We start from the raw sequence: 13,973 nt of genomic DNA, 5'->3' as shown, positions 1-13,973 counted from the left end.
CGCAGACTTGTGGCCTGAGCCGCCGCTGGAACCGCGCAATACTGAAGAGATAACACCCTGGCAATCGTGTCACCGGCGACAGGCAGGATATCGGGCGATTCTTTCAGCAGGCTGTCGGCAACGCTTGCTGGCCCGCCCGCCATTCGCCCGGGCGGTGGACCAAGCGCGCATGTATCGACCGCAGTTCCCGCTGGGGGCGCCGGATCGCGACTGAGCCTTCCACTTTTTGGCAGTCGACAGGTAAGGTTGCCCATTCGCCCTTCAATCTCGAACAGGAAGTCCCCATGCGTGAACTGTCGGCTTTCCCCATCGCTCGCAAGTGGCCCGCGACCCAGCCAGACCGGCTGCAGCTTTACTCCCTGCCGACGCCCAATGGCGTCAAGGTCTCCATCATGCTGGAGGAGACCGGCCTGGCCTATGAGCCGCACCTGGTGAGCTTCGAGCGTAACGACCAGATGTCGCCGGAGTTCCTCTCCCTCAATCCGAACAACAAGATTCCCGCGATCATCGACCCCAACGGCCCGGATGGTCGTCCGCTGCCACTGTTCGAGTCTGGCGCCATCCTCATTTACCTGGCAGAGAAGACCGGCCAGTTGATCCCAGAAGACGCCGGCGGCCGCTATGAATGCATCCAATGGCTGATGTTCCAGATGGGTGGCATCGGCCCGATGTTTGGCCAGGTGGGTTTCTTCAACAAGTTCGCCGGCAAGGACTACGAGGACAAGCGCCCCCTCGACCGCTACGTGCAAGAGTCGGCGCGGCTGCTGGCGGTGCTCGACCAGCGTCTCGAAGGCCGGGACTGGATCATGGGCGATCAGTACAGCATTGCGGATATCGCCACCTTCCCCTGGGTGCGCAACCTGATCGGCTTCTACGAGGCAGGCGAGCTGGTGCAGTTCGAGCGGTTCGCCAACGTCAAGCGCGTACTCGAGGCCTTCCTCGCGCGTCCGGCGGTTGTGCGCGGCTTGGGCATTCCGAAGCGGGATTGATCGGATACATTGCTTTCGCGAAGGAACTCTCCCTTGCAAGCCAGGCTACCGACTTGTAGGAGCTGGCTTGCCAGCGAAACGCCGCCATTCGCTGGCAAGCCAGCTCCTACGGGCAAAGCAGCTGCCTACAGCACGGAATGAATTCAATCGTCCCCACAGGACAATTCAGCCTGATGGCGAGCTCTGCTAACGTGATGCGCACTCACTCGCGGAAGGGATTTCATGCTCGCATTCATTCAGAACCACCCACTGGTTTTCGGCGTCGCCCTGTTACTGCTCGACCTGCTGGTCTGGCGCAGCATTCCCGTCGAGCAACGCACCTGGCGAGTGCTCTGCCGCGCCGTGCTCTTCCTGCTGTTCAGCGCCCTGATCATCGATGCCGGGTTGAACCCACTGCAGCCGCCACCCTGGACCGACACCACACTCAACCTGGTGGCCACTGCCCTGGAAATCGTCTGGTGGCTCTACGGCGCCCGCACCCTGACCGTGGTGCTGGGCCTGCTGATGCCGCGCATCGGCCATGCCGGGCGCCTGCTGCAGGACCTGCTGGGCGCGGTGATCTTCCTGGTGGCGGTGGTGGCGGCGGCAGCCTATGTGATGCAGTTGCCGGTGAAAGGCCTGCTGGCCACCTCCGGGGTCATGGCCATCGTCATCGGCCTGGCCCTACAGAGCACCCTTAGCGACGTGTTCTCCGGCATCGTCCTGAACACCACCAAGCCCTACCAACTGGATGACTGGATTTCCATCGACGGCACCGAAGGCAAGGTGGTGGAAATCGACTGGCGCGCCACCCACCTGCTCACCAGCCAGGGCAGCACGGTGGTGATTCCGAACTCGGTTGCGGCCAAGACCAAGGTCCACAACTTCAGCCGCCCCTATGAGCTGACGGGCGTGTCCATAAGCCTCAGGGTCCCCACCCAGGTGCGACCGCGCCGGGTGCTGGATGCCCTGGAAAAGACGGTGCAGGGCATCAGCGTGCTGCTCACCAACCCCAAGCCAAAGGTCGCGATCAAGGGCTCGGACCTGGAGTCCGTGGAGTACGAAGCCAGCGGTTTCATCCGCACCGGCGAGAACAAGACCGAAGTCCGCAACCTGATGTACGACCTGGCGCACCGCCATCTCGAAGCCGCCGGCATAGCCTTCAGCAGCGATAGCGTGCCCCAGCCCTGGTCGCGGCCGCGCCTTCTGCTGGAAGACGTGAAGATTTTCCGCGCCTTGAGTAGCGAGGAGAAAGACGAACTCAGCCAGGTCATGGCGCCCCTGGCCTTCTCCGCCGGCCAGGTGGTGCTGGATGTCGGCGAGGTTTCCGATGGCCTGCTGGTGATAGGCACCGGCGTCATCTCGGCGGCGGTGCCGGACGGGGCCGGTATGATCGAGGCCGGTCGCATGGGGCCGGGCGAAATCCTCGGCGAAGAAGGCATCGCCAACGATGCACCGTCCCAGGCGCGATTCACCGCGCTCACCTCCTGCGTGCTCTACCGCGTCGAGCGGGACGCAATCCGTAGCTGCCTGGAGGAACGCATCGAAGTCCGCGCCGCCCTCACCCGCCTGCGCGCCTTCCGCGAGCAGGCCAGTCGCAACCTGTTGTTGCAGAAGCCCCAGGCAATCAGGAAAGGTGGCTTTCTCAGTTGGCTGCACAAGAAGGGCTGAGGGCGGAAAACCGCCCGCTCGGCACCCTCATCACCCCGGAAAGGGCGGATTCCCGCCACACTCACATGCTTCCAGGCCCTTGAACCCCGCCCCGTGAAACGATTCAGGGCCATCCCCTGATTCCGGCACGACACTTGCCTGCGCACCGCCCCTTTCGAGAAACAGAAAGGGACAGTCCCATGAAAAAACTCCTCCTAGGACTCCTATGCCTCACGGTGCTCGGCTGTGCCAAGCAACCCGAGCCGGAGAAGTCCGTCGACGTGCTGCTGATCGGCGCCGGCATCATGAGTGCCAGCCTCGGCACCTATCTCCACGAACTGGAGCCGGGCTGGACCATCGACATTTACGAGCGCCTGGACCAGGTCGCGGCGGAAAGCTCCAACCCCTGGAACAACGCGGGCACCGGCCACTCCGCCTTCTGCGAGTTGAACTACACGCCGGAAACCGCAGACGGCGGCATCGACATCAGCAAGGCCGTGGCGATCAACGAATCTTTCGAAATCTCCAAGCAGTTCTGGGCCTACCAGGTCGAACGCAACGTGCTGAGCAACCCGAAGTCCTTCATCAATAGCGTGCCGCACATGAGCTTCGTCTGGGGTGATGACAACATCGCCTTCCTCAAGAAGCGCCACGCCGCCCTGCAGCACAGCTCGCTGTTCCGTGGCATGGAGTACTCCGAGGACTTCGATCAGATCAAACAGTGGGTGCCGCTGGCGATGGAAGGCCGCCCGGCCGACCAGAAGGTCGCCGCCACCCGCATGGCTATCGGCACCGACGTGAACTTCGGCGAGATCACCCGCCAGTTGATCGACTCCCTGACCCAAAGCGACAAGGTCAAGCTGAACCTCAAGCACGAAGTACGCGACATCAAGCGCAACGATGACGGCACCTGGACCGTTACCGTGGCCGACCTCGGCAACAACGAGGCGCAAACCAGCGTCAAGGCCAGATTCGTCTTCATCGGCGCCGGCGGTGGCGCCCTCAAGCTGCTGCAGAAGTCCGGCATCCCGGAAGCCGAAGGCTATGCCGGCTTCCCGGTGGGCGGTCAGTTCCTGGTCACCCGCAACCCCGAGGTCGTCGCCCAGCATCAGGCCAAGCTCTATGGCAAAGCCTCGGTCGGCTCCCCGCCGATGTCCGTGCCGCACCTGGACACCCGCGTGATCGATGGCCAGAAAGTGCTGCTGTTCGGGCCCTTCGCCACCTTCTCCACCAAGTTCCTGAAGAACGGCTCGCTGCTGGACATGTTCAGCGCCCTGACCACCGACAACATCGGTCCGATGACCAATGCCGGCCTGGACAACCTACCGCTCAGCACCTACCTCATGGGCCAGCTGATGCTCAGTCAGGCCGACCGCATGCACGAGCTGCGTGAATACTTCCCGCAAGCGAAGGACGAAGACTGGGAACTGCTGACCGCCGGCCAGCGCGTGCAGGTGATCAAGAAGGACGCCGAGAAAGGCGGTGTCCTGCAGTTCGGTACCGAAGTCGTCAGCTCCGCCGACGGCAGCATCGCCGCCCTGCTGGGCGCCTCGCCGGGTGCCTCCACCGCTGCGCCGATCATGCTCACCGTGCTGGAGAAGACCTTCAAGGACAAAGTGCAGACGCCGGAATGGCAGGCTCGCCTGAAGGAAATCATCCCCTCTTACGGCCGCAAGCTGAACAACGACCTGGAGCTGACCAACCAGGTCCGCGCCTGGAGCAGCGAGCGCCTGCAGCTGAACTACGTGCCGGTGCTGCCCGAGGTGGCTGCGCAGTAAACGAATCGTAGGTTGGAACGCGTGCGACGAAGCCCGACAGGACTGGCCACAGCGCCGGGAAATGTTGGGCTTCGCAGGCTCAGCACCCACCTACGAGGTTTGCCCCTCAGCATGGCTGTCCGGACACGTTCATTTGAACGTGGGAAACCACATCCATGGGGCGTGATCCTGAGTCATCGGCTCTGCCTGTGACAATTGAAACGCACCGATTAGCAGGATGAAGTCGGACTTTCTGTAGGAGCGAGCTCGCGAACAGCCCGAGCACAATCTTTCGCGAGCAAGCTTGCTCCTACACGCCAGTAGCCCGGCTGCGTACACGACGCCCCCTCCCTCACCCCAATCCTCTCCCAAGGGGAGTGGGGCTGTACGTTCCACGATTGAATCGGGTTACGCCTCCCAAGCGAGCCGCAAGTCCGCCTCCGCTTCACTTTGCGCATTCCTGATATCGCCCCCTTGCCCCGCCGCCTTAACGTCGCGTCGTTCACAACAACAAGAAGGACGCGCCGCCATGCTCAGACAAGCTGTACTCCGTTGGCCCCAAATCGCCGGGCTCGGCATTTCGCTGGTGATTGCCGGCCAGTTTTCCGGATGGAACTTCGGCCTGGCCGACAACGGCTGGGCCAACATGCTCCTGGCCACCCTGTTGATGGCAGTGCTGAGCTGCGGGCTGGCGCTGTGCATCAGCGAGCTGTCCACCGCCATGCCCCATGCCGGTGGCGTGTTTGCCTATGCGCAGAGTGCCTTCGGTCCCTTCGTCGGCTACCTGGTCGGCGCCGCCTGCGCCCTGGCGCTGATTATCGGCACCGGAGCGGCCGCAACTTTCGTCGCCTCCTACATGGAGTCCGTGATCGGCTTTGGCGGCTGGCCGGTGAAGGTCGGGCTGTTCGCCCTGATCATTGGCGTGCATATCCGCGGCGTGGGCGAGGCCCTGGGCCTGACACTGTTGGCCGGCGCCATCGCTGCCGTAACCCTGTTGGTGTTCGGTGCGGCCATGCTGCCGGAGCTCGAAACCGCCAACCTGCTCGGCGAAACCGGCGGTTTCACCGCGGCCCTCAGCCTACACGGCATCTTCGCCTGCGTGCCCTTCGCCATCTGGATGTTCATTTGCATCGAGCAAGTCAGCTCCGCCGCCGAGGAAGCGGCCAATCCGGGGCACGCCATGTCGCGCGGCATCCTCGCCGCCGTCGCCACCCTGCTGCTGACGGCTGTGACGGTGCTGGTCTGCGCACCGGGCGCCGCCGGGGTGCAAACCGTGGGCGCCGCGGCGGACCCGCTGTTCGCCGCCATGACCCACAGCGGAAGTTATGACGCCTCCAGTTGGCTCGCGCGGCTGGTGGGCGCCGGGGCCATCTGCGGCCTGCTGGCGACCTTCTTCTCGGTGGTTTACTCCGCCTCGCGCCAGCTCTTCGCCCTCGCCCGCGACGGCTACCTGCCCGCATCGCTCGCCCGCACCAACCGCCGGGGATCACCCTTTGTCGCACTGCTGGTGCTGGCTGTCATCGGCCTGCCGCTGACCCTGGTCAGCCCGGAAAAGCTGCTGCTCTGTGTGGTGCTGCTGCTCTGCAGCTGCCACCTGTTCCTGTTCGCCGCCTACATCCGCATGCGTCGTACCCACGCCCACCTGCCCCGCCCCTTCCGGCTCCCGGGCGGCCCGCTGATCGCAGGCCTGGGCATGCTGCTCACCCTGGTGGTGATCTCCGCCTGCTTCCAGATGGAAGTGGAAATGCTCAGCGCCCTCGCCGCCGTGGCCGTCGCCCTGATTCTCAACTACCTGGTGCGTGCCGCGCGCATCGGCAAACCCCTCGTCTCGGAGAACCCCGACCATGTCTGAACAGGACCTCCTGCAACGCCGCTACAAGTCCATGGGCGACCAGTCGCCGTTGTTCTACGACCAACCGTTGCACCTGGTGAGTGGCCAGGGCGTCTGGCTCTACGACGAGCGGGGCAAGCGTTACCTGGACGTCTACAACAACGTGCCCTGCGTCGGCCATTGCCACCCTCGGGTGGTGGCGGCCATGGCCAGCCAGGCGGCCACCCTGAACATCCATACGCGCTACCTGAACGAGCGCATCGTCACCTATGCCGAGCGCCTGACCGCTACCTTCGACGCTTCGCTGGATTGCGCCATGTTCACCTGCACGGGCAGCGAGGCCAACGAGCTGGCCCTCCGCCTGGCGCGCTTCTGTACCGGCGGCAAGGGGGTGATCGTCAGCAGCTACAACTATCACGGCAACACCACTTGCCTGGCCGAGGTGACCACCGCCCTGCCAAGCTCCGAACCCTTCTCGCCCTTCGCCCGCGCAGTGCCGGTCCCGTGCCTGTACCGGGCGCCGGCCGGCATCAGTGCCGCTGAACTGGCCGACCAGTATGTGGCCCGCGTAGCCGAGGCCATCGCCTCGCTCAAGGCCCAGGGTGTGCAGCTCGCGGCAATGCTGATCGACACCCTGTTCGCCAACGAAGGCCTGCCGCGCATTCCCGCCGGCTACGTCGAGCGCATTGCCGCATTGGTCCACGACGCCGGCGGGCTGCTGATCGTCGACGAAGTCCAGGCCGGCTTCGGTCGCACGGGTGAGCACATGTGGGGCCACCAGGCCCACGGCGCCGTACCGGACATCGTCACCCTGGGCAAACCCATGGGCAACGGCTTCCCCCTGGCCGGGTTGGTGGCCAGCCGCGAGCGTGTCGAGGCCTTCGGCGCGCGCAACCTCTACTTCAACACCTTCGGCGGCTCGCCGGTGGCTGCCGCAGTGGGCAGCGCGGTGCTGGACGTGGTCGAGGACGAGCAGCTGCTGCGCAATGCCCGCGAAGTCGGTGCCCACCTGGCCAACGGGCTGGAGCGCCTGGCGGGCCGCCACTCGATCATCGGCGACGTGCGTGGCAAGGGCCTGTTCTTCGCCGCCGAGCTGGTGCGCGACCGCCAGCAGAAGACACCCGCGGGTGCCGAGGCACGGCGGGTGGTCAACCAGATGCGCGAGCGCGGCGTGCTGATCAGCAAGATCGGCCCCGACGACAACCTGCTGAAGATTCGCCCGCCGCTGGTGTTCTCCCGTGACGACGCGGACTTTTTCATCGACACCCTCGACACCGTCCTGGGCGAACTCTGAGGTCAGTGCCATGAGTCAATCCCTCAAACTCGACCACGAACAAGAGGTCGCCAGCCTGCATCGCCTGGCACTTGCCGCCCTGAGCCAATGGGATGGCGACTTCGTCCGCCTGGAGCTGATCAAGTACCGCGAGAACGCCGTATTCTGCGCCACCCGCAGCGACGGCCAGCGCAGCGCACTGCGTGTCCACCGCGACGGTTACCACTCCGAAGAAGCCCTGCGTTCGGAGCTCGCCTGGATGGAAGCCTTGGCCGCCGATGGCATACATGTGCCACGGATCATCCGAACCCGTGACGGCGAACACCTGGCCCAGGTGCACAGTGAGGAACTGGGTGAATCGCGCTACATCGACATGCTCGGCTGGCTGGGTGGCACCCGCATCGGCTCGGCGGAAAAGGGCCTGGAGGTAGACGCCGACCTCGCCACACTGTTCTTCGAAACCGGCGCCGTGGCCGCGCGCATTCACCAGAGTTCCTCCCGCTGGCAACAGCCCAATGCCTTCAGCCGCCACGCCTGGGACGAGGAAGGCCTGATCGGCCCACAGCCATTCTGGGGCCCGTACTGGGAACTCGACCTGCTCGACGGGGCGCAGCGCGAGCTGCTGCAGGCCACCCGCCAGGCGGCGCGCACGGACCTGCGCCGCTACGGTCGCAACCTGGATAATTTCGGCATGATCCACGCCGACCTGGTGCCGGAAAACCTGCTGCTGGACGACGCTCAACTGCACCTGATCGACTTCGACGATGCCGGCTTCGGCTGGCACATGTTCGAGCTGGCCACGGCGCTGTACTTCTGCCTGGACGATCCACGCTACGCCGAGATCGAAACGGCGCTGCTGGACGGCTACGACTCGGTCAAGACGCTCAGCCAGGCTGATCGCGCTACCCTGCCGCTGTTCCTCGCCCTGCGTGGGCTCACCTACCTCGGCTGGATCCACACCCGCCGGGAAAGCCGCACAGCCGAGGAACTGGCGCCGCTCTTGATCGGGCGCGCCTGCCAGCTGGCGCGGACCTACCTCGAACAGCGCCGCTGATCAGCCGTGGCGGTGCCTGGCAGGGATGCACAAGTGCATGGCGCGCACGGCAATGCCGGCGGCGCGGCGCTCGACCATCATGGCCGCAGCGTCCGCCGCCCGCGATCGACAGGTGACACGACATGACAGCCATAGCCCGCCACCAGGCATTCGACTCGGATGAACTCGCCGGCGCCCTCGCCGGCTGGAACCAGGACTACACCCAGCTCGGCCGTGGCCGGCTGCACGGCGAGCTCCTGCATATCCAGTTGGCCGAAGCCTCGTTCATCTACGAGCATTCCAACCTGCACCTGCACGAGAACATGACGCCCCCCGAGCACCAGGTGGTGATTGGAATTCCGCTGAAGGTCTCCGGCGACTCGCTGTTCAACGGCAGTGCCCTGTCCCTCGACACCCTGCTGGTACTGAAGGGCGGCGAGGAAATGGAGATCTGCGCCCCTGGCGAGATCGGCATGCTCGGGATGGCCGTCGACCGAGAACTGCTGGCGCGTGTGCTGGGCGGTGAAGAACAGGAGTGCCTGGAGCAGGCCCTGGCCAGGCGACGGCTGGACATTCCGGTCGCCGCCGCCCAGAGCCTGCGCCAGGACCTCTGCAGCTCCATCGGCGCGTTCGAGCGCGCCGAGCGCAACCCGCTATCGGCCGAGCACAGCAGCCTGGCGGTGATGTCGGCCCTGGGCTGCGTCGTGCAGGGGGTAGAGGAAGCCCTGCACTGCCCGACCCAACGCCCCCGCTCACTGGAGCAGCGCCGCCGTCTGGTGCTGGCAGCCATCGAGATCATGCAGGCCAGCCTCGACCAGCCGCTCTCCATCCTCGAGCTATGCCAGGCGCTGAACACCAGCCATCGCACCCTGCAGTACTGCTTCCAGCAGACAAGCCAGGCAACGCCTCGGCAATTCTTCCTTTCCCTGCGCCTGACCGAAGCCCGCCGCCGTCTCAAACAGGACCCGCAACAGAGCATCACCACCCTCGCGCTGGACCTGGGCTTCGCCAGCTCCAGCCACTTTTCCTCGCTCTACAAGCGGCTCTACGGCGAGCAGCCTTCGCTGACCGGACGCCGCACCTAGGGTTGAACCCAACCGCGCTGCAAAAGCGGTACATCCCACGCCGGTTCATCGCTGATTCGTTCCACCAGGAACTCGATCAGGGTGCGCACCTTCAGCGCCCGGCGTTGGGTGGCCGGGTAGACGGCGGAAAAGTTGAAGGCCGTCAGCGAATAGTCGGTGAGCACGGGCACCAGCCGTCCGGCCAGCAGGTCGTCGCTGGCCACCAGGGTCGGCAGGCAGACCACGCAGGTACCGGTGATGGCATAGTCGCGCAGCAGGTGGACGGAGTTGGAGCGCACCTGGCCGGTGAGGTTGAGTTCCACTTGTTCATCGCCGTTGAACACCCATTTGTTGCGCGACGGGTAGCCCTCGTAGAGCGCCACCTTGTGTGCCTGGAGGTCTGCGGGCACGGCAGGCGCGCCGTGGCGCTCCAGGTAGTTGGGGGAGGCGCAGAATAGCCGGCGGACGGAGAACAGCTTGCGCTCGATCAGGCTCTCGGCCAACGGCGGGAACATCTGGAAGGCCACGTCGAAGCCTTCCTCGATCGGATCCACCACCCGGTCGTTGACGATCACGTCGACCTCGATGTCCGGGTAGAGCTCGGTGAATTCCGCCAGCAGTCTGCCGAAATGGCCGATGGCGAAACCCGGCAGCATCTGGATACGCAGCTTGCCGGTGGGTTTGGCACGCAGGTCGCGCATCTGCTCGGTCAGGCTGTTGAAGGTCGCCACCATGTCGGCGCATTCCTTGTAGTAGGTCTCCCCGACCTCCGACAAACGCACATGGCGGGTGCTGCGGTGGAACAGCGGCGCGCTGATGTACTCCTCCAACTGCTGGATGCGATGGCTGATGACCGAGCGGGTCACGCCCAGTTGCTGGGCGGCCTTGGCGAAGTTGCCGGTTTCCGCGACGCGGACGAAGGCTTCGATGCTGAGCAGGCGGTCCATGGTGTTTTCCAGTTCCAGCGATGATCTAAATGTAGGGACACAATCAGCCGTCAGCCCGCGATCAACTTGCGCTGCATCGGGAACAGCTGCCAGCCGAAGCGTTCGCTCAACAGCCCCCAGACGCCTTGCGGTGCCTTCAGCATCATCACCACCGCCACGCAGCCGAGGATGATCATGTACAGCGCGCCGAATTCGGCGAAGCAACTGCGCAGTGCGAAGTAGATCAGGGTGCCGATCAGCGGCCCTTCCAGGGTGCCGATGCCGCCGATGATGACGATGAAGATCACCGCCGCGGTCCAGTCCTGCACGCTGAAGGCGGCGTCCGGGGAGATGCGCAGCTTCTGCAGGAAGATCAGCGCGCCGACGACGCCCGTGCAACCGGCAGCCAGCACGTAGACCAGCAGCTTGGTGCGGAACACGTTGATGCCCAGGCTCCCGGATGCCGGCTCGGAGTCGCGGATGGCCGTCAGCGCCAGGCCCTGGCGCGAGCGCAGCAGCAGGTAGACCACCAGCACCGCCGCCACGGCAATGCCCAGGGCACTGAAGTACAGCAGCATCTCGCGGCTGTCACGGCTGCTGCCGATCTGCCGCACGATGGACGCCGGCAGGCTCTGCCCGGAGCCACCGCCCAGGCTGCCCACCTGGGCCAGGCCGAGCCGGAACACCTCGGCCACCACCCAGGTGCCAATGGCGAAATAGGCACCGCGCAGGCGGAACAGCACCAGCGCCGTGGGCACTGCCAGCAGCGCCACCACCAGGCCGGAGAGAAACACCGCGGCCAGCGGCGGTACGCCCAGCTGCGACGCCAGCACGAACAGCAGGTAGCCGCCGAGGCCGACGAAGGCCTGCTGGCCCACCGAAACCATGCCGGCGTAGCCCGCCAACAGGTTCCACATCTGCGCCAGGGCCAGGTAGTAAGCGAACTCCACCACCAGCCGCAGCACCGCCCGGTCGGCCCAAAACGGCAGGGACGCCAGCACCAGCACCAGCACGCCCAGCAGCGCCAGGCCCACCTGGCTGCTGCGGGTGGCGCGCTGGACGAGGTAGGCATTGTTCATCGCATTCATCAGTCGACACTCCGGGGAAACAGGCCACGCGGGCGGAAAACCAGGATCAGCAGGAACACCAGGTGGCCGGCGAGAATTTGCCAGCCCGGATCGATACGCGCGCCCACCGCCTGGGCAACGCCGAGGATCACGCCACCGGCCAAGGTGCCCCAGAGGCTGCCGAGGCCGCCGATGATCACCGCCTCGAAGCCGTAGAGCAGGCGCGCCGGACCGACGCTGGGGTCGAAGCTGGTACGTACCGCGAGGAACACGCCGGCGATGGACACCACCGCCATCGCCAACGCCATGGCCAGGCCGAAGATGTGGCGGTTGTCGATGCCCATCAGCTGGGCCGTGTGCTGGTCATCCGAGGTGGCGCGGAAGGCGCGACCCAGGCTGGTCTTGTAGAACAGCAGCTGCAATCCGCCGATCACCAGCAGGGCGCTGCCGAACACCATCAGCGGCATCACGCCGAGGCTGAGGCCGCCCAGGGCCACGCTGGCCACTTCCAGATCGCCCTGGGAGAGTTTCTGGCTGTCGGCGCTGAAGAACTCCAGCAGCACGTTCTGCAAGATGATCGACAAGCCGAAGGTCACCAGCAGTGGCGGCAGGATGTCGTTGCCGAGGGTGCGATTGAGCAGTTGCCGTTGCAGGCCGTAACCGACCACGAACATCACCGGCACCACCAGCACCAGGCTCGCCAGCGGCGACAGGCCGAGCGCCTCGACCACCACCAGGGCCAGGTAGGAGGCCAACACGATGAAGTCGCCATGGGCGATGTTGACCAGGCGCATGATGCCGAACATCAGCGACAGGCCAACCGCGAACATGGCGTAGAGGCCGCCCAGCAGCACGCCCTGCACCAGGGTATTGAGCCATTCCATCATCGTGTCTCCGCCAGGCCGAAATAGGCCGCCTTGATCTGATCCTTGCTCACCTCGCCCGGTTTGCCGGAAAGGGAGATACGCCCTTCCTGGAAGCAGTAGAAGCGGTCAGCGACGCTAAGGGCCTGGTTGATGTCCTGCTCCACCAGGATCACCGCTGTGCCATCGGCCTTGATCGACGGCAGCGCGGCGTAGATGTCCTTGATGGTGGTCGGCGCGAGACCGAGGCTGATCTCGTCGCAAAGCAGCAGGCCCGGGCTGGACATCAGCGCGCGGCCGATGGCGACCATCTGCTGCTGGCCACCGGAGAGCGCGGTGCCGGGGCGCTTGCGCAGGTTGGCCAGCACCGGGAAGAGGCTGTAGATGCGCTCCAGGTTCCAGGCGCCCTGGCGCTTGCTGTAACCACCGATCAGCAGGTTCTCCTCGACGCTGAGCGACGGGAACAGCTTGCGGCCTTCCGGCACCAGGGCGATGCCACGCTCCAGCACCTGGTTGGCCGGCAGGCTGCCGATGTACTCGCCCTTGAAACGAATGGCGCCGGGGTCGTTGCGGATCAGCCCGGCGAGCGAACGCATGAAGGTGGATTTGCCGGCGCCATTGGAGCCGATGATGGCCAGGGTTTCCCCTTCGGCCAGGTCCAGGTCGATGCCGAACAACGCCTGGAAGTCGCCGTAGCCGGCGCGCAATTTGCGGATCGTCAGCATGACTTCAGCTCCCGATGCCCATGTAGATTTCCTGCACCTTGGGGTTGGCCATCACCGCCGTGGGCTCGCCCTCGTCCAGCTTGCGGCCGAAGTTGATCACCGCCAGGCGACCGACCACCGCCAGCAGCGCATGGACGATGTGCTCGATCCAGATGATGGCGGTGCCGGAACGGTGGATGCCCTGGATGGTGCCGACCAGCTCCAGGCACTCCGGTTCGGTGAGGCCGCCGGCGATCTCGTCGAGCAGCAGCAGTTGCGGCCGGGTGGCCAGGGCGCGGGCCATTTCCAGGCGCTTGCGCTCCAGCAGGGTCAGGGACCCGGCCAGGGCGTTGGCCTTCTTCATCAGGCCGGTGAGTTCGAGGATGTGCGCGCACCAGGCGTAGCTGTCCTTCTCCGTCTGGCCGGCGCCGAAGGTGGCGCCCACCAGCAGGTTCTCGAACACCGTCATCTTCACAAACGGGTGCGGGATCTGGTGGGAGCGGCCGATGCCGCGCTGGCAACGTTTGAACACCGGCTCGCGGGTGACGTCATCCCCCTGGAAATGGATGCGCCCGCTGTCAGGCGCCACGCCCCCGGCGATCAGGTTGAACAGCGTGCTCTTGCCGGCGCCGTTGGGCCCGATGATGCCCAGCGCCTCGCCCGGCGCCAGGGCCAGGCTGAAGTCGTCGGTCACCTTCACCGAGCCGTAGTGCTTGTGCACCTGCTCCAGTACGAGGAGTTGTTGCATGTGTCGTTACCTGTTTGAAGCTGTAGCCCGGATGCAATCCGGGGGAACCGTGGGGGACTCCCGGATTTCATCCGGGCTACGAACTGGCG

At 65.2% G+C, this 13,973-nt stretch carries 12 protein-coding genes and 1 pseudogene; 8 read left to right on the top strand and 5 right to left on the bottom strand.

What is annotated here, in order from left to right:
• Positions 1-115 precede the first annotated feature (115 nt).
• From E8F20_RS28395 to E8F20_RS07405, 8 genes and pseudogenes are all read left to right on the top strand, one after another.
• Positions 116-214 (top strand): annotated as a pseudogene (locus tag E8F20_RS28395) (glutathione S-transferase family protein); the annotation flags it as partial.
• Between the two features lie 70 nt (positions 215-284).
• On the top strand, positions 285-989 hold the full coding sequence (locus E8F20_RS07435) for a glutathione S-transferase N-terminal domain-containing protein (protein WP_280283197.1): 705 nt from the start codon (positions 285-287) through the stop codon (positions 987-989).
• A gap of 222 nt (positions 990-1,211) precedes the next feature.
• Positions 1,212-2,639 carry a mechanosensitive ion channel family protein gene (locus tag E8F20_RS07430; protein WP_280283196.1) on the top strand — a complete coding sequence of 476 codons (1,428 nt, stop codon included), beginning with the start codon at positions 1,212-1,214 and terminating at the stop codon, positions 2,637-2,639.
• 179 nt (positions 2,640-2,818) lie between these two features.
• Positions 2,819-4,396 (top strand): malate:quinone oxidoreductase, encoded by a 1,578-nt coding sequence (locus E8F20_RS07425; protein WP_280283195.1) that lies wholly within the window; start codon positions 2,819-2,821, stop codon positions 4,394-4,396.
• A gap of 508 nt (positions 4,397-4,904) precedes the next feature.
• Complete coding sequence (locus tag E8F20_RS07420) at positions 4,905-6,227, top strand: amino acid permease (RefSeq protein WP_280283194.1); 1,323 nt, start codon at positions 4,905-4,907, stop codon at positions 6,225-6,227.
• The gene (locus E8F20_RS07415; RefSeq protein WP_280283193.1) at positions 6,220-7,500 is read left to right on the top strand and encodes an aminotransferase class III-fold pyridoxal phosphate-dependent enzyme; all 1,281 of its coding nucleotides are present in this window, start codon (positions 6,220-6,222) and stop codon (positions 7,498-7,500) included. The genes E8F20_RS07420 and E8F20_RS07415 overlap by 8 nt, the downstream gene beginning before the upstream one ends.
• Positions 7,501-7,510: 10 nt before the next feature.
• On the top strand, positions 7,511-8,533 hold the full coding sequence (locus E8F20_RS07410; RefSeq protein WP_280283192.1) for a phosphotransferase: 1,023 nt from the start codon (positions 7,511-7,513) through the stop codon (positions 8,531-8,533).
• A gap of 122 nt (positions 8,534-8,655) precedes the next feature.
• Entirely contained in the window at positions 8,656-9,597 is a 942-nt protein-coding gene (locus E8F20_RS07405) for a helix-turn-helix domain-containing protein (RefSeq protein WP_280283191.1), read from the top strand.
• On the opposite strand, the gene E8F20_RS07400 is transcribed toward E8F20_RS07405, so the two are convergent.
• Genes E8F20_RS07400 through E8F20_RS07380 form a run of 5 tightly spaced genes read right to left on the bottom strand, consistent with a single transcriptional unit; the run spans position 9,594 to position 13,884 of the window.
• Positions 9,594-10,523 carry a LysR family transcriptional regulator gene (locus E8F20_RS07400; RefSeq protein ID WP_280283190.1) on the bottom strand — a complete coding sequence of 310 codons (930 nt, stop codon included), beginning with the start codon at positions 10,521-10,523 and terminating at the stop codon, positions 9,594-9,596. The two genes, E8F20_RS07405 and E8F20_RS07400, sit on opposite strands and share 4 nt — an antisense overlap.
• Before the next feature lie 50 nt (positions 10,524-10,573).
• A complete protein-coding gene (locus E8F20_RS07395) occupies positions 10,574-11,590 on the bottom strand; it encodes a branched-chain amino acid ABC transporter permease (RefSeq protein WP_280283189.1) in 1,017 nt (338 codons plus the stop codon).
• Complete coding sequence (locus E8F20_RS07390) at positions 11,590-12,456, bottom strand: branched-chain amino acid ABC transporter permease (protein ID WP_280283188.1); 867 nt, start codon at positions 12,454-12,456, stop codon at positions 11,590-11,592. The genes E8F20_RS07395 and E8F20_RS07390 overlap by 1 nt, the downstream gene beginning before the upstream one ends.
• Positions 12,453-13,157, bottom strand: coding sequence for an ABC transporter ATP-binding protein (locus E8F20_RS07385; RefSeq protein ID WP_280283187.1), 705 nt, complete (start codon positions 13,155-13,157; stop codon positions 12,453-12,455). The genes E8F20_RS07390 and E8F20_RS07385 overlap by 4 nt, the downstream gene beginning before the upstream one ends.
• Before the next feature lie 4 nt (positions 13,158-13,161).
• On the bottom strand, positions 13,162-13,884 hold the full coding sequence (locus tag E8F20_RS07380) for an ABC transporter ATP-binding protein (RefSeq protein WP_280283186.1): 723 nt from the start codon (positions 13,882-13,884) through the stop codon (positions 13,162-13,164).
• Positions 13,885-13,973 lie beyond the last annotated feature (89 nt).

This window comes from Pseudomonas sp. BN415 (genome assembly GCF_029871195.1).
GTDB lineage: Bacteria > Pseudomonadota > Gammaproteobacteria > Pseudomonadales > Pseudomonadaceae > Metapseudomonas > Metapseudomonas resinovorans.
The sequence above is the reverse complement of the archived record's forward strand: the minus strand, read 5'-3'. Positions and strand labels throughout refer to the sequence as shown.